The sequence below is a fragment of the Gordonia sp. ALPHA1B1 genome, assembly GCF_005502615.1.
Classification (GTDB): Bacteria; Actinomycetota; Actinomycetes; order Mycobacteriales; family Mycobacteriaceae; genus Gordonia; species Gordonia hongkongensis.
Genome location: NZ_SCOC01000020.1, coordinates 1 through 24,225, shown reverse-complemented (window position 1 = coordinate 24,225; position 24,225 = coordinate 1). Strand labels below are relative to the sequence as shown.

At 66.8% G+C, this 24,225-nt stretch carries 19 protein-coding genes and 1 pseudogene; 2 read left to right on the top strand and 18 right to left on the bottom strand.

The genetic code is table 11. The annotated features are described in order from the left end of the window. Positions 1–183: 183 nt before the first annotated feature. From nuoN to FFS52_RS14475, 15 genes are all read right to left on the bottom strand, one after another. A complete protein-coding gene (nuoN, locus tag FFS52_RS14545) occupies positions 184–1,956 on the bottom strand; it encodes an NADH-quinone oxidoreductase subunit NuoN (RefSeq protein ID WP_137810100.1) in 1,773 nt (590 codons plus the stop codon). Further along, complete coding sequence (locus tag FFS52_RS14540) at positions 1,956–3,560, bottom strand: NADH-quinone oxidoreductase subunit M (protein WP_137810099.1); 1,605 nt, start codon at positions 3,558–3,560, stop codon at positions 1,956–1,958. The genes nuoN and FFS52_RS14540 overlap by 1 nt, the downstream gene beginning before the upstream one ends. Beyond that, positions 3,557–5,470, bottom strand: coding sequence for an NADH-quinone oxidoreductase subunit L (gene nuoL, locus FFS52_RS14535; RefSeq protein ID WP_137810098.1), 1,914 nt, complete (start codon positions 5,468–5,470; stop codon positions 3,557–3,559). The genes FFS52_RS14540 and nuoL overlap by 4 nt, the downstream gene beginning before the upstream one ends. A 10-nt stretch (positions 5,471–5,480) precedes the next feature. Continuing rightward, complete coding sequence (gene nuoK, locus FFS52_RS14530) at positions 5,481–5,780, bottom strand: NADH-quinone oxidoreductase subunit NuoK (RefSeq protein ID WP_058251017.1); 300 nt, start codon at positions 5,778–5,780, stop codon at positions 5,481–5,483. After that, a complete protein-coding gene (locus FFS52_RS14525) occupies positions 5,777–6,565 on the bottom strand; it encodes an NADH-quinone oxidoreductase subunit J (RefSeq protein ID WP_137810097.1) in 789 nt (262 codons plus the stop codon). Before FFS52_RS14525 ends, nuoK begins: the two co-directional genes overlap by 4 nt. Continuing rightward, a complete protein-coding gene (gene nuoI, locus FFS52_RS14520; protein ID WP_137810096.1) occupies positions 6,562–7,125 on the bottom strand; it encodes an NADH-quinone oxidoreductase subunit NuoI in 564 nt (187 codons plus the stop codon). Before nuoI ends, FFS52_RS14525 begins: the two co-directional genes overlap by 4 nt. Then, the gene (gene nuoH / locus FFS52_RS14515; RefSeq protein ID WP_068972607.1) at positions 7,118–8,398 is read right to left on the bottom strand and encodes an NADH-quinone oxidoreductase subunit NuoH; all 1,281 of its coding nucleotides are present in this window, start codon (positions 8,396–8,398) and stop codon (positions 7,118–7,120) included. Before nuoH ends, nuoI begins: the two co-directional genes overlap by 8 nt. After that, positions 8,395–10,812 (bottom strand): NADH-quinone oxidoreductase subunit G, encoded by a 2,418-nt coding sequence (locus tag FFS52_RS14510; RefSeq protein ID WP_065631170.1) that lies wholly within the window; start codon positions 10,810–10,812, stop codon positions 8,395–8,397. Before FFS52_RS14510 ends, nuoH begins: the two co-directional genes overlap by 4 nt. Continuing rightward, positions 10,809–12,968 (bottom strand): NADH-quinone oxidoreductase subunit NuoF, encoded by a 2,160-nt coding sequence (gene nuoF, locus FFS52_RS14505; protein WP_137810095.1) that lies wholly within the window; start codon positions 12,966–12,968, stop codon positions 10,809–10,811. Before nuoF ends, FFS52_RS14510 begins: the two co-directional genes overlap by 4 nt. Next, positions 12,965–14,272: an NADH dehydrogenase (quinone) subunit D gene (gene nuoD / locus FFS52_RS14500; protein WP_137810094.1), complete on the bottom strand. Its 1,308-nt coding sequence runs from the start codon at positions 14,270–14,272 to the stop codon at positions 12,965–12,967. Before nuoD ends, nuoF begins: the two co-directional genes overlap by 4 nt. Then, positions 14,272–14,979 carry an NADH-quinone oxidoreductase subunit C gene (locus FFS52_RS14495; RefSeq protein WP_137810093.1) on the bottom strand — a complete coding sequence of 236 codons (708 nt, stop codon included), beginning with the start codon at positions 14,977–14,979 and terminating at the stop codon, positions 14,272–14,274. Before FFS52_RS14495 ends, nuoD begins: the two co-directional genes overlap by 1 nt. Next, on the bottom strand, positions 14,976–15,530 hold the full coding sequence (locus tag FFS52_RS14490) for an NADH-quinone oxidoreductase subunit B (RefSeq protein ID WP_004021558.1): 555 nt from the start codon (positions 15,528–15,530) through the stop codon (positions 14,976–14,978). Before FFS52_RS14490 ends, FFS52_RS14495 begins: the two co-directional genes overlap by 4 nt. 38 nt (positions 15,531–15,568) lie before the next feature. Continuing rightward, on the bottom strand, positions 15,569–15,973 hold the full coding sequence (locus FFS52_RS14485; protein ID WP_004021559.1) for an NADH-quinone oxidoreductase subunit A: 405 nt from the start codon (positions 15,971–15,973) through the stop codon (positions 15,569–15,571). Positions 15,974–16,134: 161 nt separating this feature from the next. Then, positions 16,135–16,542, bottom strand: a complete 408-nt coding sequence (locus FFS52_RS14480; RefSeq protein ID WP_068972076.1) for a hypothetical protein — start codon at positions 16,540–16,542, stop codon at positions 16,135–16,137. 85 nt (positions 16,543–16,627) lie between these two features. Then, complete coding sequence (locus FFS52_RS14475) at positions 16,628–17,704, bottom strand: D-alanine--D-alanine ligase family protein (RefSeq protein WP_137810092.1); 1,077 nt, start codon at positions 17,702–17,704, stop codon at positions 16,628–16,630. A gap of 118 nt (positions 17,705–17,822) precedes the next feature. Between FFS52_RS14475 and murF the strand changes: the two genes are divergently transcribed. Further along, positions 17,823–19,136 carry a UDP-N-acetylmuramoyl-tripeptide--D-alanyl-D-alanine ligase gene (murF, locus tag FFS52_RS14470; RefSeq protein WP_171011640.1) on the top strand — a complete coding sequence of 438 codons (1,314 nt, stop codon included), beginning with the start codon at positions 17,823–17,825 and terminating at the stop codon, positions 19,134–19,136. Between the two features lie 19 nt (positions 19,137–19,155). Here murF and FFS52_RS14465 read toward each other — a convergent pair whose 3' ends face one another. Then, complete coding sequence (locus FFS52_RS14465) at positions 19,156–20,580, bottom strand: glutamate decarboxylase (protein WP_137810091.1); 1,425 nt, start codon at positions 20,578–20,580, stop codon at positions 19,156–19,158. Between the two features lie 46 nt (positions 20,581–20,626). After that, positions 20,627–21,391 (bottom strand): annotated as a pseudogene (locus FFS52_RS14460) (MerR family transcriptional regulator). 224 nt (positions 21,392–21,615) lie between these two features. On the opposite strand from FFS52_RS14460, the gene FFS52_RS14455 reads away from it, so the two are divergent. Next, positions 21,616–22,509, top strand: a complete 894-nt coding sequence (locus tag FFS52_RS14455) for an SGNH/GDSL hydrolase family protein (protein ID WP_065631162.1) — start codon at positions 21,616–21,618, stop codon at positions 22,507–22,509. Between the two features lie 195 nt (positions 22,510–22,704). On the opposite strand, the gene FFS52_RS14450 is transcribed toward FFS52_RS14455, so the two are convergent. Further along, positions 22,705–23,622, bottom strand: a complete 918-nt coding sequence (locus FFS52_RS14450; protein ID WP_137810090.1) for a hypothetical protein — start codon at positions 23,620–23,622, stop codon at positions 22,705–22,707. Positions 23,623–24,225 lie beyond the last annotated feature (603 nt).

Sequence of the window (24,225 nt, the reverse complement as noted above, 5' to 3'; positions counted from 1 at the left end):
GATGGCATGGTTGCACCCGGGAAGGCTTCAGCTGGGAAGTGACCACACACAGCGCCTGACGTTGGGGCAGTATGCGTCGCATACCGGACCCAAATGCCCCAACTCGACGCGTGACCGTGCACGATCCTGCACAACTCCGCAGTGGTCGACGTTTTCGCTGACAGATCCGTTCCTGATCATCTGTCAGCGCAAGAACACCGCCGCCGCGTCGGCGAGGTCGAGTAGCGGCTGTGGGAAGACACCGAGCGCGACCGTCGCCAGAGTGCACAGGGCGATGCCGGTCGTCGTCAGCACGCTGGGTTTCACCACGTGCGGGGCGCCGGCGGTGGGAACGTCGTCGAAGAACATGGCGACGATGATGCGGACGTAGACATAGGCGGCGATGGCGCTGCTGATGACGCCGATGACCACGAGGACGCCGCCGCCGGAACCGGCCGCGGCGGCGAAGACGTCGAACTTGGCGATGAAGCCACTGGTCAGCGGGATGCCTGCGAACGAGAGCAGGTACACCGAGAACATGGCGCCCACCAGCGGGTAACGGCGCCCCAACCCCGACCACTGGGTGAGGTAGGTGGCCTCGCGGCCGGACAGGTGCGGGTTTCGCGGCAGCGGTGACGTGCCGTGGATGGCGACTGTGCGGGCGGAGGGACCGGAGTCGGTGTCGGGCTCGCGGATGACGGCGACGGTGGCGAAGGCGCCGAGAGTGGTGAACGCGTAGGCGGCGAGGTAGAACAGCGTGGCGCCGAGTCCGGCCTCGTCGAAGGCGATCAGGCCGAGCAGGATGAACCCGGCGTGCGCGATGGACGAGTACGCGAGCATCCGCTTGACGTCGTTCTGGGTCACCGCCATGACCGAGGCGATGACCATCGACGCGATGGCCACCGCCCACAACGCGGGTTCCCACTGCTCCCTCAGGCCCGGGAAGCCGACGTAGAAGACCCGGAGCAGCGCGCCGAAAGCGGCGACCTTGGTGGCGGCGGCCATGAATGCGGTTACCGGCGTCGGAGCGCCCTGATAGACATCGGGAATCCACGAATGGAACGGCACCGCACCCACTTTGAAGAGCAGGCCGACGGCGAGCAGCGCCAGCCCGATGAGTGCCAGTGTCGTGTCACCGCCGCTGTCGGCGGTCGCCGAGATCGACGCACCGATCGTCGAGAGGTTCAGCGAACCCGTGGCGCCGTAGACGAAGGCCGCTCCGAACAGGAAGAACGCGGACGAGAACGCGCCCAGCAGAAAGTACTTCAGGGAGGCTTCCTGCGAGATGAGGCGCCGACGCCGGGCCAGTCCGCACAGCAGATACAGCGGGAGCGAGAACACCTCCAGCGCGATGAACATCGTGAGCAGGTCCCCACACGCCGGGAACAGCATCATCCCGCCCACCGCGAGCAGGGCCAGGGGAAAGACCTCGGTCGTCACCGCTCCGGCGCGGGTGGCCTCGAACTCGGCATCGGTGTTGGGTACCGAGGCACCGGAGGGGGTGAACATGTCGGCGTCCACACCGCCACCGGCCGGGCCGCCACGCGTGGTCGCGTCGTCTCCGCCGCCGACCCCGGCGAGCCTTCGCATCGTCACCGGTGCGACCACTCGCTCGAGTCGGCGCTCGGCCATGAACCCGACGGCGACGACCGCGATGATCAGCAGCAGCCCTTGTAGATACAGTGCCGGTCGGTCGATCACGACCGCACCCGACATCGCGAACTCGCCGTTCGCGCCATCGTGTGTCTGCGCGACCGCCACCGCGATCAGGGCACCCAATCCGACGACCAACCCGCCGAGCGCGAGCGAGAGTTGCAGGGGATACCGCAGACGACGCGGCGCGAACGCCTCGACCAGGACCCCGACGACCCCCACGCCGAAGACGATGAGCATCGGTGCGAGAGATGCGTATTCGACGCTGGGGGTGTCGATGGCGGCCAGCGTCATCGGACCGTCGACGAGGGTGGTCGATGTCATCAGTTGCCCTCCGGATCAGACTCGGCGACGGCCGGTTCGGGCGCCTCGACGCCGACAGTGGTGAGGGTTGCCTGTACCGCCGGATCTATCAGGTCGATCATCGGCTTCGGATACACCCCCAGCGCGATGAGCAGAGCCAGCAGCGGAGCGACGACCACGAGTTCGCGACCCGCCAGGTCCCGCATCGACGACAAGCGGTCGCCGGCCGGTTTCGTCGGTCCGCCCATCATCCGCTGATAAGTCCACAGGATGTAGATCGCCGACAGGACGAGCGCCGAGCAGGCGATCACCGCCGCCACCGGGTAGCGGGTGAAGGTGCCGATGAGAACCAGGAACTCGCTGATGAACGGGGCCAGCCCCGGGAGCGAGAGGGTGGCGAGCCCGGCGACGAGAAAGGTGCCGGCGAGGACGGGCGCGACCTTCTGCACGCCGCCGTAGTCGGCGATCAGGGTGCTCCCACGACGTGATACGAGGAAGCCGGCGATGAGGAACAGTGCGGCGGTGGAGATCCCGTGGTTGACCATGTAGAGCGTCGACCCGGTCTGGCCCTGGTCGGTCATCGCGAAGATGCCGAGGATGATGAAGCCGAAGTGCGAGATGGAGGTGTAGGCGATGAGCCGCATCACGTCGGTCTGGCCGATTGCCAGGACCGCGCCGTAGACGATGCTGACGACCGCGAGTCCGCAGACGAGCGGCGCGAAGTACTGGGATGCGTCCGGGAACAGCTGCATGCAGAATCGCAGCATCGCGAAGGTCCCGACCTTGTCGATCACGGCCATCATCAGCACCGCCGAGGCGGGCGTGGCGGCGACGGCGGCGTCGGGCAACCACGAATGCAACGGCCACAGCGGTGCTTTCACCGCGAAGGCGAACAGGAAGCCGAGGAACAGGAGTTTGGCCAACCCGGTCGAGTCGTCGATCTGTCCGCTCGCGACAGCTGCGGCGATGTCCGGCAGCGCGAACGTCCCGCCACCGTCTGGGCCCACCCCGTCCTGGGCGGTCACCACGTACAGTCCGATGACCGCGGCCAACAGAAGGAGTCCGCCGAAGAGGTTGTACAACAGGAACTTCACCGCGGCTGCCGATCGGTTGGGTCCGGTGCCGAACCCGCCGATCAGGAAGTACATCGGAATGAGCATCGCCTCGAAGAAGATGTAGAACAGCAGCACGTCGAGCGCGACGAAGCTCATCAGCACCATCGCCTCGGTGGCGAGGAACAGCGCCAGGTAGATGTGCGGGCCCTTCTGCGCGCGGCCACCCGAATTGTCCAGCGAGCCCGCCGACTCGGCATCGCGCCAGCCGGCCACGAGCAGCAGGGGCAGGAGCGCCGCGGTCAGCAGCACCAGGACGAGTCCGATGCCGTCGAGCCCCAGCGCATACCGCGTACCCAGCGCCGGTATCCAGCTGACGTCTTCGACGAACTGGTAGCGCTCCCCACCGGGATCGAAACCGGCCGCGAGACCGACCGAGAGGACGAGGACAGCCACGGACACCACGAGCGCGAACCATCTCGCCGCGGTCGCCCGGTGCGCCGGGACCGCGAGGACAAGGGCCGCGCCGACGGCGGGCGCAACCCAGAGGATGGTCAACCAGGGGATGCTCACAGGACGTTCACCGCCATCACCAGGGCCACGATCACGGTGGTACCCGCGAACATCGACAAGGCATACGACCGGACATAACCGTTCTGCCACCCGCGTATTCGACGCGACGCGCCGGTCACCGCATCACCGACCCCACTGGTGAGCGCGTCGACGCCGTCGGACTCGACCGCGACGAGGCCGGCGGTGACCCGCTGACCCGGCCGCATCAGCAGCTCCTCGTTGACGGCGTCGCCGTATAGATCGCGGCGAGCGGCGACGGTGAGCACGGATACGTCCTCGGGCGCGGTCACCGGCACCGGTCGAGTCGCGTACTGACGGTAGGCGACAGCCACGCCGACGGCGACCACGAGCAGGATGATCGCCGTCATGGCCCACACCGGGACGAGATGGTGCTCGGTGTGTTCTCCGACAACGGGTTCGAGCCACGTCTCCAGCGACCCGCCGATGGCCAGGAGGCCGCCCGATGCAACGGAGCCGAGCGCGATCAGGATCATCGGGCCGGTCATGACACGCGGCGACTCGTGCGGGTGAGGTGCCGGCGCGTCCGTGCCGTCGTGCCAACGCTTCTCGCCGAAGAAGGTGAGCAACATGACCCGGGTCATGTAGAACGCGGTGATCCCGGCGCCGAGAAGTGCTGCGCCACCGAGGATCAGACCTTTCGCTCCACCCGCTCCGAACGCGGCCTCGATGATGTGATCCTTCGAGTAGAAGCCCGCGAACGGCGGCACACCGATGATCGCGAGATACCCGACGCCGAAGGTGACGAACGTGATCGGCATGAGGGCGCGCAGTCCGCCGTAGCGACGCATGTCGGTCTCGTCGTTCATCCCGTGCATCACAGATCCCGCACCGAGGAACAGCCCCGCCTTGAAGAACCCGTGGGTGAGGAGGTGCATGATGGCGAACGCGTAACCCGCCGGACCGAGCCCGGCGGCCAGCACCATGTAGCCGATCTGGCTCATCGTCGACGCGGCGAGCGCCTTCTTGATGTCGTCCTTCGCGCAACCGATGACGGCACCGAACAGCAGGGTGACCGCGCCGACGACCACGACCCCGACCTGGGCGGCGGGGGCGAGGTCGAAGATCGGGCCCGAGCGCACGATGAGGTAGACGCCGGCGGTCACCATGGTCGCGGCGTGGATCAGCGCCGACACCGGCGTCGGGCCCTCCATCGCGTCGCCCAGCCACGACTGCAGCGGCACCTGCGCCGACTTGCCGCATGCGGCGAGTAGCAGCACGAAACCCAGTGCGGTGAGTGTCGTCTCGCCTGCCAGGGAAGCACCGTCGAACACCGCGGTGAAGGCCACCGAGCCAAAGGTGGCGAACATGATCATCAGGGCAACAGCGAGTCCGATGTCGCCGACCCGGTTGACGACGAATGCCTTCTTGGCCGCGGTGGCCGCCGACGGCTTGTGCTGCCAGAAACCGATCAGCAGGTACGACGCGAGTCCGACGCCTTCCCAGCCGAGGTAGAGACCCAGGTAGTTGTCGGCCAGGACCAGGACGAGCATGGCCGCGAGAAACAGGTTGAGGTAGGCGAAGAATCGGCGACGATCTGGATCGTGCCGCATGTAGCCGATCGAATAGACGTGGATGAGCGAGCCGACGCCGGTGATCAGCAGGACGAAGCACATCGACAGCTGGTCGAGGAGAAACCCGAAGTCGACCTGGAGCTCGCCCACCGGTACCCAACTGAACAGGACGTCCGACACGACGCGGTCGTCAGCAGATCGGGACACCATGCCGGTGAACATGATCAGCGCCACCGCAAACGACGCGATCGCGAGGCCCGTCCCGAGCAGATGCCCCCACCGGTCCGTGGCGCGACCACCGAGAAGGAGGATCGCCGCACCCAGGAGCGGCAGAGCCGGGATCAGCCAGAGCAATGACGCAGTGAGTTCGGCGTTCACCAATTCTCCTCTACCTCTTCAGCAGATCCGCGTCGTCGACCGACGCCGAGCGGCGTGATCGGAAGATGGTCATGATGATCGCCAGCCCGACCACCACTTCCGCCGCGGCGACGACCATGGTGAAGAACGCGATGACCTGGCCGTCGAACGACTGGTTCATCCGGGCGAAGGTGACGAAGGCGAGGTTGGCCGCATTGAGCATGAGCTCGACGCACATGAACACGACGATCGCGTTGCGTCGCAGCAGTACTCCGGCCGCGCCGATGGTGAACAGCAGCGCTGCGAGGTAGAGGTAGTTCTCCGGGTTCACCGGTCGGTCCCCGGGTCGTCGGCCGGGCGGGTGCGGAGTGTCCGCGCGGCCAGGATGGCGTTGACCGACAGGTCCGACGGCGACCCGTCGGGCAGACGGGCCGGCACGTCGACCGCGTTGTGTCGCGCGTAGACCCCGGGTGTCGGCAGCGGGGTCAGGTTGACCCCACTGCGGAACCGCGCCTGCGACAGTTCTTTCTGGGTGAGTCGTGGGCCGAAACGCTCCCGGTGCGCGAGCACCATGGCGCCGAGCGTGGCGGCGATGAGGAGGGCTCCGGTGAGCTCGAACGCCCACAGGTAGCGGACGAAGATCAGCTCGGCGATGGCCTCCACACCGGCGTCGCTCTGCGCGGCCACCACGTCGGGGTTGGTGGCACCGGTGACGACACCGACGGTGGCGCTGCCGATCCCGGCGATCAACAGGATCCCGAAGCCGACACCGAGCAACACCGCGGACAGTCGCTGGCCGCGCAGGGTCTCCCGCAGTGAGTCCGACGAGTCGACGCCGATCAGCATGATGACGAACAGGAACAGCATCATCACCGCACCGGTGTACACGACCACCTGCACCACGCCCAGGAACAGCGCCCCCTGCGCGACGTAGAAGACGGCCAGCACGATCATCGTGGTGGCCAGGAAGATCGCCGAGTAGACGGCCTTGGTGGCGAAGACGACACCCAGCGCACCGGCAACCGCGACGGCCCCGAGAACCCAGAACTGGATCGCCTCACCGGTGGAGGTTCGCACCACCTCGTCGGCGAGCCACAGGGTGCCACCGGAAGTCATGACCGCGGCTCGCGTCTGGTCGGGACAGTCGGATCGGGCAGGGCGACCCGCCCGTCGGACGTCACCTCGCCCCGGTAGTAGTTCTCCTCGGTGGAGCCCGGCGCCATCGCGTGCGGCGGCGCGTCGACGCCGGGCTGCAGCGGGGCCAGCAGACGGTCCTTCTCGTAGATGAGGTCGGCGCGATTGTCATCGGCGAGTTCGTAGTCGTTGGTCATCGTGAGCGCGCGCGTGGGGCACGCCTCGATGCAGAGCCCGCAACCGATGCACCGCAGATAGTTGATCTGGTAGACGCGCCCGTACCGTTCGCCGGGCGAGTAGCGCTCGTCGGGTGTGTTGTCGGCGCCCTCCACATAGATGGCGTCAGCCGGGCACGCCCACGCGCACAGCTCGCACCCGATGCACTTCTCGAGACCGTCGGGGTGCCGATTCAGTTGATGGCGACCGTGATAGCGCGCTGCGGTCGGCCGTTTCTGCTCGGGGTACTGCTCCGTGATCGTGGGTTGGAACATGCCGCCGAAGGTGACGCGCAATCCGCTCACCGGTTTCAGGAAGTCAGGCATCGGTGGTCTCCCTCACGGTGCTGGGCATCGGCGGCACGGGGAATCCGCCGGCCATCGGGTCGAACTCGTCGGGTGCGGCGGACGGGTCTGCGGAGTCCTGCGTCGGGTCCGGGATGTCGGGGACCCGCATCAACCGCCACACCGCGTAGGCGATGAGCCCGGTGACGACGAGTCCGGCGCCGGCGGAGACCAGCGCGCGGGTGAGGTCGGCGTCCTCGCCGGCGAAGGCGGCGCGGATGATCGCGACGACCATCACCCAGGTGAGAGAGATGGGGATCAGGACCTTCCAACCCAGATTCATGAACTGGTCGTACCGCAAGCGCGGCAGACTGGTTCGCAGCCAGATGAACACGAACAGGAACGCCCACACCTTGAGCGTGAACCAGAGAACGGGCCACCAACCGGAATTCGCCCAGTCGAACGTGCTCAGCGGCCACGGCGCCTGCCAACCGCCGAGGAACAGAGTGGTGGCGAGCGCGGAGACGGTGACCATGTTGATGTACTCGGCGAGCATGAACATGGCGAACTTCAACGACGAGTACTCGGTGTGGAACCCGCCGACCAGCTCACCCTCGGCCTCGGGCAGATCGAAAGGCGCCCGGTTGGTCTCGCCGACCATCGAGATGGCGTAGATGACGAACGAGGGCAACAGCAGCAACACGTACCAGTGGTGTTCCTGGGCGGCAACGATTCCCGACGTCGACATGGTCGCGGCGTCGAGGAACACCGCGGCGAAGGTGAGTCCCATCGCAATCTCGTACGAGATGACCTGTGCCGTCGAGCGGAGTCCGCCGAGCAGCGGATAGGTCGAGCCCGACGACCAGCCGGCCAGCACGATCCCGTAGACACCCACCGACGTGACCGCCAGGACATACAGCACCCCGACGGGGAGATCGGTGAGCTGCAACGGAGTCTGGTGACCGAAGACCGACACCATCGGCCCGAACGGGATGACCGCGAAGGCCATCACCGCCGGGACGACCGCGATGATCGGTGCCAGCAGATAGATCACCTTGTCGACGCCGGTGGGGATGATCCCCTCCTTGAGTGCGAGTTTCACGCCGTCGGCAAGGCTCTGCAAGATTCCCTTGGGGCCGACCCGATTCGGCCCGAGGCGGGTCTGCATGCGTGCCATGATCTTTCGCTCGAGCAGGATGGCGATGAGCGGATTGAGCACAAGGAACACGAACACGGCCAGCGCCTTGGCGACGACGAGCCAGATCGGGTCCTGGCCGAAGTCGTCGAGGGTCGGGAAGTCGGTGGCGAGGTTCACGCGGCACCCCCTGCGGCGTCGGTGGCGTCGACCGGGGCCGGCGCGAGGGCCACGAGGTCACCCTCCTGCGCGCGAAGCGTGGCGTGGACGTGCGAGCCGGGAGAGAACAGCGGGAGCCAGACGACCCGATCCGGCATGTCGGTGATCTCCACCGGCAGAACGATGGCGCCGTCGGCGGTGCTGACGCGCAGGAGGTCGCCCGACCCGACACCGGCTTCGGCGGCGGTCGACGGCGCGAGCCGGGCCACCGGCGGGCGGGCGGTGCCGGCGAGGTGCGGTTCCCCGTCTTGCATCCGGCCGTCGTCGAGCAGCGTGTGCCACCCCGCCAGCACCGCCTGGCCGGCAGCCGGGTCGGGCTGGGGCCTGTCAGCGGCGTCGATGGGGGCCCGCCGGCCGGACCATGCGCCGATGCGTCGCAGGTCGATGTGGATGGTCGGGACGTCGGCGCACCGCAGGTCGACACCCATCTGCCGGGCGATCGCGTCAAGGATGCGGTGGTCGGACAGGTGGCCCGAGTCCGTCAGGGCGGTGGTGAAGCTCCGCGGGCGGCCCTCCCAGTCGACGAACGTGCCCTCCTTCTCCGCGACGGCAGCCACCGGGAAGACCACGTTCGCGCAGCGTGTGGCGGCGCTGCGGCGTTGCTCGAGGCTGACGACGAACGGTGCGGCGGTCAGCGCCTCGGTCGCCGCGACGGGGTCGGGGAGGTCGTCGACGTCGACGCCGCCGATCACCAGCGAGAGCCCGTGATAGCGCGCGGCGTCGATGATCCCGGCGGTGTCGCGTCCGGGCCGCGGGGCGAGATCGGTGCCCCAGATCTCCGACACCGCCGTACGGGCGTCCTCGTCGTCGAGTGGCCGGCCGCCGGGTAGCAGGCCCGGCAAGGCGCCCGCTTCGAGCGCGCCTCGTTCGCCGGCGCGGCGCGGAATCCAGGCCAGCCGGGCGCCGGTGCGGTCGGCCAGTGCCGCGACTGCGGCCAACGCGCCGGGCCGGGTGGCCAGCCGTTCACCGACGAGGATGACCGAGCCGGCGGGCCGCAGGTGCGCGGTCACCTCCTCCGATTGCAGCACCTGTGCCTCGCTGCCGGGAACGGACCGGAAGACCGCGGCGTCGAGTTTGGTGGCGCCGCGGCTCGCGAACGGGGCGACCGTCGCGACGCGCTGCCCGGCGGTGCGTACTGCCCGCCGGAGACGGAGGAAGACGATCGGGGACTCTTCCTCGGGTTCGAAACCGGCGAGCAGCACCGCGGGTGCGGCGGACAGGTCGTCGTAGGTGGTCGCGAGTCCGTGACCGGCGATGCGCGCGGCGAGGAAGGCGGCCTCCTCGGTGCTGTGGCTTCGGGCGCGGAAGTCGATGTCGTTGGTGTGCAACACGGTTCGCGCGAAGCGGGAGTACGCGTAGGCGTCCTCCACGGTCAACCGGCCACCCGTGAGTACACCGACGTTGCCCGGTGAACGGGTCAATCCCTCGGCCGCCGCGCGCACGGCGTCGGCCCACGACACCTCACGGAGATCGCCGTGCCGGTCCCGGACGAGCGGGGCGGTGATCCGGTCGGGCGACGACGTGTAGGCGAACGCCCATCGCCCCTTGTCGCAGTTCCACTCCGAGTTGACCTCGGGATCGTCACCGGCCAGCCGGCGCAGCACCTTTCCACGGCGGTGATCGGTGCGCTGGGCGCATCCACTCGCACAGTGTTCGCACACGCTCGGCGTCGACACCAGGTCGAACGGCCGGGCGCGGAACCGGTACTGCGCCCCCGTCAGCGCACCGACGGGGCAGATCTGCACGGTGTTGCCGGAGAAGTAGGAGTCGAACGGTTCGTCGGCGTAGATGCTGACCTGTTGTAGCGCACCGCGATCCGCGAGCTCGATGAGCGGATCACCCGCGACCTGTGTGGAGAACCGGGTGCAGCGGGCACACAACACACATCGCTCCCGGTCGAGCAGGACCTCCGACGACAACGGGACCGGCTTGGTGAAGGTCCGCTTGACGCCGTCGAACCGCGACTCGGAACGGCCGGCCGACATCGCCTGGTTCTGCAGCGGGCACTCACCGCCCTTGTCGCATACCGGGCAGTCCAGCGGGTGGTTGATCAGGAGGAGTTCCATCACCCCGCGTTGCGCTCCCGCCGCGATCTCCGAGCTGAGCTGCGTCCGCACCACCATCCCCTCGGTGGCCACCGTCGTGCATGATGCGAGCGGTTTGCGCTGCCCCTCGACCTCGACGAGACACTGCCGGCAGGCACCGACCGGTTCGAGGAGCGGATGGTCGCAGAAGCGCGGGATCATGATGCCGATCTGTTCGGCCGCGCGGATCACCAACGTGCCCTTGGGTACCCGGACGGCGCGACCGTCGATGGTGATGCCGACCAGGTTGTCGGTCGCGGCCGCCGGGTCGCTCCCGTGGGTGAGTGTCATCGGACGCCTCCTGCCCAGACGGTCGAGCGTGAATGGTCGAACGGGCACCCGTGGTCGAGGTGGGCGAGGTACTCGTCGCGGAAGTACTTCAGCGACGACACGATCGGGCTGCCCGCTCCGTCCCCGAGCGCGCAGAACGACTTCCCGACGATGCTGTTGGTGACATCGGCGAGGGTGTCGAGGTCCGCGGCGGTTCCGCCCTCGTGCTCCAGCCGGTGCAGCAGTTGCACCAGCCAGTACGTGCCCTCGCGGCACGGGGTGCATTTGCCGCAGGACTCGTGTTCGTAGAACTCCGTCCACCGCAGGACCGCGCCGACGACACAGGTCGTCTCGTCGAAGATCTGCAGGGCCTTGGTGCCCAGCATCGAACCGGCCGCGCCGACGCCCTCGTAGTCGAGCGGGACGTCGAGGTGCTCCGGCGTCAGGAGTGGTGTCGACGACCCGCCCGGTGTCCAGAACTTCAGCTCGTGCCCGGCGCGCACCCCGCCCGCCCGGTCGAGTAGTTGCCGTAACGAAACCCCAAGTGGCGCTTCGTATTGTCCGGGACGCGTCACATGACCCGACAGCGAGTAGAGGGTGAACCCGGGTGACTTCTCGGTGCCCATGGACCGGAACCAGTCGACGCCGTTGCGGATGATCGCCGGGACGCTCGCGATCGACTCCACGTTGTTCACGACCGTCGGACTCGCGTACAGTCCGGCAACCGCCGGGAAGGGCGGGCGCAGACGCGGCTGTCCCCGGCGGCCCTCGAGCGAATCGAGCAGGGCGGTTTCCTCGCCGCAGATGTAGGCGCCCGCGCCGGCGTGGACAACCAGTTCGAGATCGAAGCCGGATCCCAGGATGTCCGTGCCGAGATAGCCTGCGGCGTAGGCCTCGTCGACGGCGGTGCGCAGTCGACGGAGAACCGAGGCGACTTCGCCGCGCACGTAGATGAACGCGTGGTGCGCGCGGATGGCATACGCCGCGATGATCACGCCTTCGACGAGCGTGTGGGGCGACGCGAGCATCAGCGGCATGTCCTTGCACGTGCCCGGCTCGGATTCGTCGGCGTTGACCACGAGATAGTGCGGGACCGACGGGTCGGTCTGCGTGGAATCCTTCTGGGGAATGAACGACCACTTCATCCCGACCGGGAAGCCCGCGCCGCCTCGGCCACGGAGACCGGAGGCCTTGACCGTCTCGATGATGTCGTCGGGGGGAGTGGTCAGTGCGGTCGACAACGCTCGATAACCGTTGTGGCGCAGATAGTTCTTCAGGGTCCAGGATTCCGGCTCGTCCCAGTGGCGGGAGAGGACCGGGGTCTCGGGGGGTTCGGGTTCGGGGTCGGGTTGTGGTGGTTGCGAGGTGGCTTCGACTCGGCGCCTCGCTGCGCTCGGTGCCGGCTCAACCAGCGGAGAGGGTGGTTGCGAGGTGGCTTCGACTCGGCTCCTCGCTTCGCTCGGTGCCGGCTCAACCAGCGGAGGGGCGCTCGGTGCCGGCTCAACCAGCGGAGGACGGGCCCCGGCCAGGTCGCGTTCGGTCTCGCGGAACGATCGCACGGGGCCGGTACCGCGAGCCGGGGTGACCTCGACACCGGCGCGAAGGTCCTCGATGAGCTCGATGGTCGACTCTGGGGTCTGGTCGTCGAAGAACTCCCAGTTGACCATCACCACCGGCGCGAAGTCGCAGGCCGCATTGCATTCGACGTGTTCGACGGTGATGCGGTGGTCGGCCGTCGTGTCCCCGGGTTCCACGCCCAGGTGCTCGCAGACCGAACGGAGGATCTCGTCGCCGCCGAGGGTCGCGCAGAGGGTGTTCGTGCAGACCCCGACGAGGTACTCGCCGGTGGGCGTGCGCCGGTACATCGAGTAGAACGTGGCGACCGAGGCCACCTGTGCGGGCGTCAGATCCAGTTGTGCGGCACAGAATTCGATCCCGGCACGCGTGAGACGACCGTCGTGGGATTGCACCAGGTGAAGCAGCGGCAGCAGCGCCGACCGCGCCTGCGGATAGCGGGCGATGATCGGAAGTGCCTCTGCGGTCAGCTGTTCGATGACCACGTCGGGATACCCGGCCGGGCCGTCGAAGGTGATCGGCGGGACCGGGGTGCCGTGTGCCGGCGCCGATCCTTCCGGCGGGGGTGCGGTGCTCAGGTCCACGAACACGGGATCGGTCATCGGTCCACGCCTCCCATCACGGGGTCGATGCTGGCCACCGCGGTGATGACGTCGGCCACCATCCCGCCTTCGCACATCGCCGCGACGGCCTGCAGATTCGTGAACGACGGGTCGCGGAAGTGGACGCGGTACGGCCGGGTGCCGCCGTCGCTGACCATGTGCACGCCGAGCTCGCCCCGCGGTGATTCGACGGCGACGTAGCACTGGCCGGCCGGGACGCGCATCCCCTCGGTGACGAGTTTGAAGTGGTGGATGAGGGCTTCCATGGAGGTGCCCATGATCCGGGCGATGTGCTCGGGCGAGTTGCCCAGTCCGTCCGGTCCGAGCGCGAGGTCGGCCGGCCAGGCGAGCTTGCGGTCGGCGACCATCACCGGCCCCGGCCGGAGCCGTTCCAGACACTGCTCCACGATGCGGATCGACTCGCGCATCTCGCGCACGCGGATCAGGTAGCGGCCGTAGGAGTCGCACGTGTCCTCGGTGATGACGTCGAACTCGTAGTTCTCGTAGCCGCAGTACGGCTCGGCGCGGCGCAGGTCGTGCGGGTAGCCGGTCGACCGCAGCACCGGACCGGTGACCCCGAGTGCCATGCAACCGGTGAGGTCGAGATAACCGACGCCCTGGGTCCGCGCCTTCCAGATGTAGTTGTCGTTCAGCAGGTCTCCGAGTTCGTCCAGGCGGCCGGGGAGCTGTCGGATCACCTCGGCGACCCGGTCGATGCCGTCCTCTGGCAGGTCCTGCGCGACACCTCCGGGGCGGATGTAGGCGTGGTTCATCCGCAGGCCGGTGATGAGTTCGAACAGGTCGAGGATCATCTCCCGCTCGCGGAATCCGAGGAACATCGCCGTCACGGCACCGAGTTCCATTCCGCCAGTGGCCAGCGCGACGAGATGGCTGGAGATGCGGTTGAGCTCCATCAGCATCACCCGGATGACGGTGGCGCGTTCCGGGATGTCGTCGGTGATGCCGAGGAGCTTCTCGACGCCGAGGCAGTAGGCGGTCTCGTTGAAGAACGGGGAGAGGTAGTCCATCCGGGTGACGAACGTGACGCCCTGCGTCCAGTTGCGGTATTCCAGGTTCTTCTCGATCCCGGTGTGCAGGTAGCCGATTCCGCAACGGGCCTCGGTGACGGTCTCACCCTCGATCTCCAGGATCAAGCGCAGGACGCCGTGCGTCGACGGGTGTTGCGGACCCATGTTGACGACGATGCGTTCGTCTCCCGGTTGCTGCTCGGCGCGGGTGCGGACGTCGGACACGATCGAGTCCCAGTCCTGTCCGGACACGGTGTAGGTGTGGGTGTCGGTCATCAGTTGTACGACCTCCTCCGGTCCGGCGGGTCGACGCGGGTTCCCTTGTATTCCACCGGGACTCCGCCCAGCGGGTAGTCCTTGCGCTGGGGGTGGCCCTCCCAGTCGTCGGGCATCTCGATCCGGGTCAGCGAGCGATGGCCGTCGAAGACGATGCCGAAGAAGTCGTAGGTCTCGCGTTCGTGCCAGTCGTTGGTGGGGTAGATGTCGCAGATGCTCGGGATGTGCGGGTCGGCGTCGGGCGCCGCGACCTCGAGGCGGACGCGACGCCCGTGGGTCAGGGAGGCGAGCGGATAGATGGCATGGAGTTCGCGGCCCGGGTCGCCGGGATAGTGGACCCCGCTCACGCCGAGGCAGAGTTCGAATCGCAACGCGGGCGCGTTGCGCAGAGTCAGTGCGACGGCGGGAAGGTGCTGTCGTACAACGTGGATGGTCATCTCACCCCGGAAGATCACGACCTTCTCGATCGCGTCGTCGTGGCCGTCGCCCATCTCGTCGAACAGACGGTCGGCGATCTCGTCGAAATACCCGCCGTAGGGTCGGGACGTACTGGGCGGCAGCGTGACCGGCCGGACCAGGCCGCCGTACCCCGACGTGTCGCCGGTTCCGGGCGGACCGAACAACCCGTGTCGGACGCCGATCTGCTCCGCGTCGTGCGGAGGGGGTGCCGGGTTCTCGGGGTCCTGATGGCCTGCGGGCGTGGTCATCGGAGCAACCCCTTCAGCTCGATCGTCGGGGTGGCCTGGAGGGCGGCACGTTCGGCCGCCCAGATGGCCTCCTCGCGATTGACACCGAGCGGCATCTCCTGGATCTTCTCGTGCAGCTTCAGGATGGCGTGCAGCAACATCTCCGGGCGTGGCGGACAACCCGGCAGGTAGATGTCGACAGGGACCACGTGATCGACGCCCTGGACGATCGCGTAGTTGTTGAACATCCCGCCCGACGACGCGCAGACCCCCATGGCGAGAACCCATTTGGGCTCCGGCATCTGGTCGTAGATCTGCCGGAGGACGGGGGCCATCTTCTGGCTGACGCGGCCGGCGACGATCATGAGATCGGCCTGTCGCGGCGACGCCCGGAACGCCTCCATGCCGAACCGGGCGAGGTCGTACCGTCCCGAGGTGGTGGCCATCATCTCGATGGCGCAGCAGGCCAGTCCGAAAGTCGCCGGCCAGAGCGAGCCCTTGCGCATGAACCCGGCCAGATCCTCGACGGTACTCAGCAGGAATCCGCTGGGGAGTCGTTCCTCGAGTCCCATGGGTGACCTCCTTGCCGTATCGGATCGGTGAAAAGCGCTCAGTCCCAACTCAGTCCGCCGCGACGCCACTCGTAGGCGTACGCGACGGAGACGTTGACGATGAACAGGAGCATGGCCATGAGGCCGAACCACCCGAGTGAGTCGAAGGCGACCGCCCACGGGTAGAGGAACACGATCTCGATGTCGAAGATGATGAAGAGCATCGCGGTGAGGTAGTACTTGACCGGTACGCGCTGGATCGAGCCGGTTGCCACCGTGCCGCCGGCGGTGCGTCGCGTCGGGTAGAGCAGACTCTGTTCGACCGGCTCGATGCCGCACTCGTAGGGCTCGAGTTTGGCGCGGTTGTACCGTTTCGGACCGATCGCGATGCCGATGAAGACGCTGAAAACGGCAAACGCCACGCCGATTGCCCCGAGGACCATGATCGGGACGTAGGCGTTCAAAGCGCGGACCCCTCCTCGCTTGTGGCGACCGGAAGGCATCTGTTCGGTGCGGCCGGCCCGGGTGTTTGTCCTATCCGTGCCGTCGGCCGATCTGGTCCGGCAGTACGAATGTGAGCTGCAACACAAGCCTAGTGTGAGTGTGTGGCGCGAGTCACTGTTTTCTAGAGTTCGGCGTTTCCGATCATGTCGACGAACGCACGCGGAAGAGTGATCGGATCGACGGGCAGGACGGCCACGGCGTCGGCGCGGGACCAGTCCGCGAGCCACCGGTCGTCGGCACGCCCGAGCAGGACGAGCACTGGTGGACAGGGATCGAGTTCGTCTTTCATCTGCTTGGCCAGGCCCATGCCACCGGCCGGGGTGGCTTCCCCGTCGGCGATCACGGCGTCGACGACACCGGCGTCGAGCTGCGCGAACACCATTGGGGCGGTGGCGACCTCGATGTAGCTGACCGGTGGGATGCCCGGGTCGGGCCGGGTTCCGATCGCGCCGATGACCTGCGCGCGGGTCTGCGCGTCGTCGGAATAGACCAGCACCCGCAGGGCCCGCGCAGACTGGGAGTCGGTCACGGTTGGCATGCTACAACCCGGCACCCTCGTGGAGCCCTGGAACATGCGCGCGTCTGCACATCGGCGTCACGAGCGTGCGCCGCGCTCAGTGCTCGGTGGAGAACCCCGTGCGACGGCGGTGCACCTCGAGCGCGAACGTGACGAGCTGATCGATCAGGTCCGGGTAGGGCACGCCGGTCGCCTCCCACAGCTTGGGGTACATCGATCCCGGGGTGAAACCCGGGATGGTGTTGACCTCGTTGAGCAGCCAGCCACGGCCGGACTCCTCGTAGAAGAAGTCGACGCGGGCCATGCCGGTGCAGCGCATCGCGGTGAACGTCCTCGCCGCGAGCTCGCGGACCTCGGCGGCCGCCGCGTCGGACACCGCAGCGGGGATGACCAGCTGGGCGGCGCCGGTGACGTACTTGTCCTCGTAGTCGTAGAACTCGCTCCCGGGTTTGATCTCGCCCGGCACCGAGGTCTCGGGCGCCGTGTCACCGAGAACGGCGACCTCGATCTCGCGCCCGGTGACGGCCTCCTCGATGATGACCACGTTGTCGTATCGGAGCGCGAGATTCACCGCCGTGTCGAGTTCGGCCTCGTCGTGCGCCTTGGTGATGCCCACCGACGAGCCAAGGTTCGCCGGCTTGACGAACACCGGGAGCCCCAGCGCATCGATCGCGCGGGCGGTGATCGTCTCCGGGTCGTCGACACCGTCGCGGAACTCGACCCAGCGGCACTGCGGGATGCCTGCCTGCTCGGCGACGATCTTGGCCATCGCCTTGTCCATGCATACCGCGGACGACAACACACCCGCGCCCACATACGGCAGCTTGAACAACTCGAGCATCCCCTGGATGGTGCCGTCCTCACCGTGTGGTCCATGGAGAAGGGGAAGGACGACCGTGATGGCCTCGTCCGCGTGACCACGCAGTTCGGTCAGCGGGTCGACGGCGGTTCCGGCGACCTCGAGGGTGTCGGGGAGTGGCGTGCCGTCGGCGATGGCGGCGATCGCCTTGTCGTTGCGCAACCACGTCCCGTCCTTGGCGATGCCGATGGGGACCAGGTCGTACTTGGTCCGGTCGGCCGCGGCCAGGACATGAGCCGCTGTGACCCGCGACACATCATGCTCGGCGGAGACGCCACCGTAGAGAACCACCAGACGCAACAGCCGAGAAGACATGCCTGTCACGATACGGCCCCACGCAATCGGGTTCTCGGCGTGTGTTGGGGACTCGGCTCCTCGCTGCGCTCGTCGCCGGCTCAGCCGGCGGGAGAGGGTCGTCGGCTAGCGTGAGACCGTGCATTTCAGAGCGAGCGAGGTCGCGGAGGCCGTGGGCGGGGAGCTGCTGGGCCCCGACGTGCAGATCGACGGGGCGAGCATCGACTCGCGGAGTGTTCGGCCGGGCCAGCTGTTCGTGCCGATCGTCGCCGAGCGCGACGGCCACGATTTCATCAAGTCGGCGCTCGACGCCGGGGCCACCGCCTACCTCACCTCGAGGGTCGACCCGGTCGGCGGGACCGCCATCCGCGTCGCCGACACCGCGCTCGCCCTCGCCGACCTCGGTCGAGGGGTCCGCGCCCGGGTCCCCGATCGCGTGGTGGGCATCACCGGCTCGGTGGGCAAGACCTCGACCAAGGATCTGCTCGCGGGCGTGCTGCGCACCACCTACCGCACCGCGGCGAGCGAGAAGTCGTTCAACAACGAGCTCGGGCTCCCGATCACCCTCGCCGCGGCCGCCGACGACGTGGAGGCGGTGGTCCTCGAGATGGGCGCCCGCGGCATCGGGCACATCGACCTGCTGTGTTCCATCGCGAAACCGACGGTCGGCGTGATCACCCGCGTCGAGGGCGTGCACCTGGAGCTGTTCGGTGACATCGAGTCCGTCGCGCGCGCGAAAGGCGAACTGGTGGAATCGCTCCCGGCCGACGGGATCGCGGTGCTCAATGCCGACCATCGGTACGTCGCGGCGATGGCGGATCGCACCTCGGCGCGTGTCCTGCGCTACGGGCTCTCGCCGGACGCCGATGTGTACGCGTCCGACATCGTCCTGGACGACGAGTTGCGCGCGACGTTCCGGCTGCACACACCGTGGGGCTCGTCGGAGGTCCGACTGGGCGCCCGCGGCGAGCACCAGGTCCCCAACGCGCTGGCCGCGGCGGCCGCTGCCGGCGGGCTCGGGGTGCCGGTCGAGTCGATGGCCAACGGGTTCCTCGCCGCCGAATTGTCTGGTCTACGAATGGAACTCGCCACCTCGTCGCGAGGCGTCACGGTCCTCAACGATGCCTACAACGCCAACCCGACGTCGATGTCGGCTGCGCTGCGGTCGCTGGCGACACTCCCCGCGTCGCGTCGGGTGGCGGTTCTCGGCACCATGGCCGAACTCGGCGCCGACTCGCCGGACCAGCACCGTGCGATCGCACTGGAGGCCAGGGACCTGGGGATCGAGGTCATCGCGGTCGCCGAGGCCGACTACGGTGACACCGCCCGGCACGTCTCCGACGTCGACGGCGTGTCGGCCGAACTCGGCGACCTCGACGACGGGACCGCAGTGCTGGTCAAGGGAAGTCGTGTCGCCGCGCTCGAGCGGGTGGCCCAGGCGCTGCTGGGCTGAGGGGGGGCGGCAGGCGAGCTCAGTGGTGGAAGTGTGACCCGTCGCCCTCGCGTGGCATCGGGCTCTCCAGGCGGTTGAGGAAGTCGACCTCGGTCCGGATGTCGGCGATGAGTGCACGGGCGAGGTCGTGACTCAGCCCGGCGCGCACGACGATTCGCTGCACGGTCAGGTCGGCGAGGTCGTCGGCCATCGGGTATGCGGGAACCAACCAGCCCTTCATGCGCAGGCGGTCGGACAGGTCGTAGAGGTTCCAGTTCTCGCTGTGCCCGGCCTTCAGTTTCCAGGCGAAGACCGGGATCGTGTCGCCCTTGCTGACCAGTTCGAGGCCGTCGATCTGGGCGATCTGTCCGGAAAGCCATTGCGCCACATCGAGAGAACCCTGCTGGACCTGGGTGAAGCCGTCGCGCCCGAGCCGCAGGAACACGTAGTATTGCAGCAGGACCTGTGCGCCGGGGCGGGAGAAGTTGAGTGCCAGGGTCGGCATGTCGCCGCCGAGGTAGGAGCAGTGGAACACCATGCTCTCGGGCAGTGCGTCGGTGTCGCGCCACACGATCCAGCCGACACCGGGATAGACCAGTCCGTATTTGTGGCCCGAGGTGTTGATCGAGACCACGCGATCGACACGGAAGTCCCATTCGAGGTCCGGCTGACAGAAGGGGGCGATCATCGCACCCGACGCGCCGTCGATGTGGATCTTGACGTCGAGTCCGGTGTCGGCCTGGATCTCGTCGAGCTTGGCCGCGATCGCGGTCACCGGCTCGTACATCCCGGTGTAGGTCTGTCCCATGATGGCGACGACCCCGATCGTGTTCTCGTCCACGTACTTCTCGAGCTCGTGACCGTCGAGGACGAGGTGGTCGGGGCTGATCGGTACCCATTTGGGCTCGACCTCGAAGTAGTTGCAGAACTTCTCCCAGCACACCTGGACCGCCGTCGACAGCACGATGTTGGGATTCTCGGTCGACTTGCCCTCGGCGCGGCGCCGGGTCTGCCAGTGCCGTTTGAGCGCGAGCCCACCGAGCATGCAGGCCTCCGACGAGCCGATCGTCGAGGTACCGATCGCGTTGTCGACGTCCGGGTTGTGCCACAGGTCGGCGAGGATTCGCCAGCACCGGTCCTCGATCGCGGCCGTCTGCGGGTACTCGTCCTTGTCGATCATGTTCTTGTCGAAGGTCTCCGAGTACAACTTCTTCGCCTCGTCGTCCATCCACGTCGACACAAAGGTCGCGAGGTTGAGGCGGGCGTTCCCGTCGAGCATCGCCTCGTCGTGGACGATCTGATAAGCCGTGTCGGGCAACAACATCGAGTCGCCCAGCGCGAACTTGGGGAGGTCGGTGGCCTCGCCTTCGCGGTTGAAGACGGTGCGCAGGGTCATCGCATCGCCGATGTTGGTGGTGGCGCGGGCGCCACCGCTCTTGTTGTGGACGCCCGGGTCGGTGGTCATGGACATCGAACCTATCCGACCCGGACGACCGGCGGGTGGCGATCTTTCACCCTCGCCCCGCGTTTGCGTGGATCACCTCCCGCAGGTAGACGGCCAGGCCGGGCGCCTGCTCGTCGTAGTGTGCGGTGAACCGCGGGTCCGCGACGTACATGTCGGCGAGGCAGACCTGCATGTCGTGATCGCAGTCGTAGAAGCGCCCGATCTGTGCGCGGTGCTCTTCGGCGAGCGAGTTCGCCTCGGCAATACCAGGAGTCACCCCGCGACGCATCGCGTCCGCGAGCCGCCGTTCCAGGTCGTCGGTCTCGTCCTTGATGCGCTGCCAGTCCTCCTTGGAGAACTGCCCGGTCCGCTTCTAGCTCTGCTTCCACGCGTCGGTGTTCCCCCAGCGTTCCTCGGCCTCGGCGGCGTACTCCTCGCCTGGCCATTGGTCGCCGAAGATCTCGGCCTGCTCGGCCGCCGACAGGGCGATGCCTTCCTTCTTTGCGTTCATCATCTCCTCCAGTGAGGCGACCATCCGGAGCAGGCGATCGATCCGTTCGGTCAGCAACTCGCGCTGCGTCTCGAGGTGACCCATGGGGTCCACGTCCGGATCGTCGAGCAGGGTCGCAATCTGCTCGAGGGAAAAGCCCAGCTCGCGGTAGGTGAGTACCTGGTGGAGACGTTCGACGTCGGTGTCGTCGTAGACGCGGTACCCGGCCGGTGTCCGGCCGGATGGCACCACCAGGCCGATCTGGTCGTAGTGATGCAGCGTGCGGATGCTGACGCCGACCATGCCGGCGACGACACCGACGGTCAGCTCCCGGGTGTCCACCTTGGAAGTGTGCTTTTCCTCGCTCACATCGACAACCCTGCTGCCTGACGTCGCGTGAGGGTCAAGTGTGCGGAGCGATCGGTGCCTTCGGCGTCACAGAAACTTGACATGTGTATCAGATTGGAAACTGGGGTACGTGTGCACCGATCTCGGGCCGTCGGCCCGGTAGTGTTGGTATCACCTGCAACACCAGTAACACGCGTACCACGATCTGGAGTCACCGCATGTCCGTGCCGTATGGCCGCAGCCCCCGCCGAGGCCTCGGCATCCGAACCCTGCTGACGGCGGCGGCCACCATCCTCGCTCTCCTCGCCGGACTCGTCACGGCCGGCGGGGCCCAGGCAGCGGACGGATACGCATACGTGAATCTCGGTGACAGCTACAGCGCAGGCGCATCGGTGTTCCCCCAGGCGACGAGCGCGGCGACCTTCTGCTCGAACTCGGCGATCAACTACTCCAGCCTCGTTGCCAAACGACGCGGGACCGAGGTCGTCGATGTCAGTTGCGCGGGCGCGACGACCGAAGACCTCACCAAGTCGCAGTATCGGTGGCAGGGACCGCAGATCAGCGCGATCGGACCGGCCACCCGCTTGATCACCCTCACGATCGGCGCGAACAACAACGGACTGTTCAGCAATTCGACCTCGGCCTGCCAGCGGGCGTGGATGGCCGCGCCGTTGTCAGCGACCCCATGTCGCGACGAGTTCGGTACCTCGTTGGTCGACGAGATCAAATCCTCGACCTACCCCGACCTCGTGAACGCCCTGCGCCTCGTCGGCCGCGAAGCGCCGCGCGCACGCGTCGTCCTCGTCGGATATCCGCAGATCTTCCCGGCCACGGGTTCGGCGCTCTGCTCGGCGTCGTTGCTCACCACGCCCGGGGACACCGCGTACCTGCATCGTGTCTTCAAAGCCCTCAACGCCGCCATGCGCCGCGCCGCCGCAGCCACCCGCGTGACCTTCGTCGACATGACCAAGGTCTCCGCGGGCCACGACGCCTGCGCGGGCGAACGGCGATGGGTCGAGCCGACGCTGGGTGCGGTCAGCTTCCCCGCGATGCACGCCAACGCGCGCGGTCAAAAGGCGATGGCCGAGCAGGTCGAAGCCGCGCTGCGCTGAGGGACCGTTGTGTTGGCTGCTCGCTGCCTGGAAACACCTTTGGCACTCGGAGGCAGGGATGGAAGTGGCGCGTGGTCGGAAGTTCTGATCGATTTACCGGGCGGAAGCGGACGACGGCTCGCCTCGATCCGACAACCTGAAGTCAAACGCACACCATTCCAATACCCGGAAAGCGGCGGTTATGTCCGACCAAATTCACTCGTCCATATATTCCGGACCGTCGTAATCGGGTTCGACCTGGTATCGCTCATCTAATGACTCGTGCTCTTGCTCGGTCACCTGCTGGGGCACCTGTGCTGCAACAAGTTCAGGGGCGGTCAGGAGCTCAAGTCCGCAAATATGGCATTTAAGTTCGTCGATGAGGTAAATTTCGTCGCGAATTACCGTATCGCCGTCCAAGTGCTCACGGGCGCTGCGGACATAAGTCTTCGGGGCGTAAACTTCGTGCTCACAGGCGGGGCACTTCACGGTTGCAGTCGTACGCTGCCGCGTAAACCACTCCAGACCAGTTGGCTTAGCCGCCGCGACGCGTGCATCGATTTCGTCCTGTCTCAGTTTGTGCAGGAAGCCTTGCGCCGCCTTAATCTTCAAATTGACTTCGTGAGCAACTTTCTTGTCGGCCTCGTCAAGGAGTCGCTCTCCAAGCTTCACGACGTCGTCGTCAAGGATATCTTGGGGATCAATCGTCAACTGTCGGCAAATGATCTTGACGACCCGTACCAGTTTAGGTAGCCAGACGTCATTCGATACTTCACTCACAGCGGCGTTGGACGCATGCAGCTCCGCGTTTCTCAGATTCATGAGAAACAAAGAGTCGGCAACTGCGCCGCCGGCAAACTCTGGCACAATCCGCGCCAAGCGGTCGATCACCACACCGCTCGTTACGCTCTTCGGGTCCTTGGGGGTCGTGACGCCGTTAGCGGCGAGCAAACTGTCATTATCGTTTGTCGCGGCAAGGAGGCTTGGATGTAGTTTCGCTAAGGGCGCCCGTAACAGGAACTCGAACCCTAGAAGGTGCCAGATCGTGAATTCGTCGTCATCGGAGTGCTCGTGCTCCGCACCACGTGTGAAGTAGAGCTTGGCCTTACCGATAAACCCGTCGTAGTCCCACACCTGAAGTGCCTCACTTAATTATGAACGTTCGAACCAGAGCACGCCCAGTGGCGGCGGATACCGATGGCCGCCGGTGCATGACTCGATGATTATCCAGTATGAGAATCCGGCCCGGTTGCCAGGCGACCTCACCGGTCGGATGGGCGCCCTCCACGGCTGCGCGCGCTGAGTCGGGGCCGACGGGTGTTGCTCGCGGGTCCCAACGCAGCTTCCAGGTGTTCGGACCAGAGCTGACGAAGGCTGGTAGATAAGCGTTCCGACCAGACTCTTGGCGGATAAGCAGGGTCAGACGGCGAAGCGCTTGCTTTAAATCATCGGATGGCGAACAGATCTGAGTTGACGTCGGACGTGTGGCCTCAATGCACCTTAGAACCATCCACTGAGGTGGGTTCAGCGCGATCGCCCCATCAGTGTGCCAGGGAAACGTGCCCAGTCCGACACTGGCAGAGTGGGTGCCTTTACGGGCATCAACGGCAACCGTTGGACGAAGTGAGGTTCCCCTGAAAAAGTGGACACGGTTAGCTTGTTTGCTGACTTGTGTGTGATCTGATTTCGAAGTCGATAGGTGAGACCATCCCTAGCGAGCTATGCCTTCTGTCATGG

Excerpts from the sequence above, each read along its gene's own strand:
- nuoD (WP_137810094.1), bottom strand. The coding sequence starts at position 14,272 with ATGACCGACACCCACACCTACACCGTGTCCGGACAGGACTGGGACTCG.
- nuoN (WP_137810100.1), bottom strand. The coding sequence starts at position 1,956 with ATGACATCGACCACCCTCGTCGACGGTCCGATGACGCTGGCCGCCATC.
- FFS52_RS14490 (WP_004021558.1), bottom strand. The coding sequence starts at position 15,530 with ATGGGACTCGAGGAACGACTCCCCAGCGGATTCCTGCTGAGTACCGTC.
- FFS52_RS14510 (WP_065631170.1), bottom strand. The coding sequence starts at position 10,812 with ATGACACTCACCCACGGGAGCGACCCGGCGGCCGCGACCGACAACCTG.
- FFS52_RS14495 (WP_137810093.1), bottom strand. The coding sequence starts at position 14,979 with ATGACCACGCCCGCAGGCCATCAGGACCCCGAGAACCCGGCACCCCCT.
- FFS52_RS14525 (WP_137810097.1), bottom strand. The coding sequence starts at position 6,565 with ATGACTTCCGGTGGCACCCTGTGGCTCGCCGACGAGGTGGTGCGAACC.
- nuoI (WP_137810096.1), bottom strand. The coding sequence starts at position 7,125 with ATGCCTGACTTCCTGAAACCGGTGAGCGGATTGCGCGTCACCTTCGGC.
- FFS52_RS14465 (WP_137810091.1), bottom strand. The coding sequence starts at position 20,580 with ATGACCACCGACCCGGGCGTCCACAACAAGAGCGGTGGCGCCCGCGCC.
- FFS52_RS14475 (WP_137810092.1), bottom strand. The coding sequence starts at position 17,704 with ATGTCTTCTCGGCTGTTGCGTCTGGTGGTTCTCTACGGTGGCGTCTCC.
- FFS52_RS14455 (WP_065631162.1), top strand. The coding sequence starts at position 21,616 with ATGTCCGTGCCGTATGGCCGCAGCCCCCGCCGAGGCCTCGGCATCCGA.
- nuoF (WP_137810095.1), bottom strand. The coding sequence starts at position 12,968 with ATGACCGATCCCGTGTTCGTGGACCTGAGCACCGCACCCCCGCCGGAA.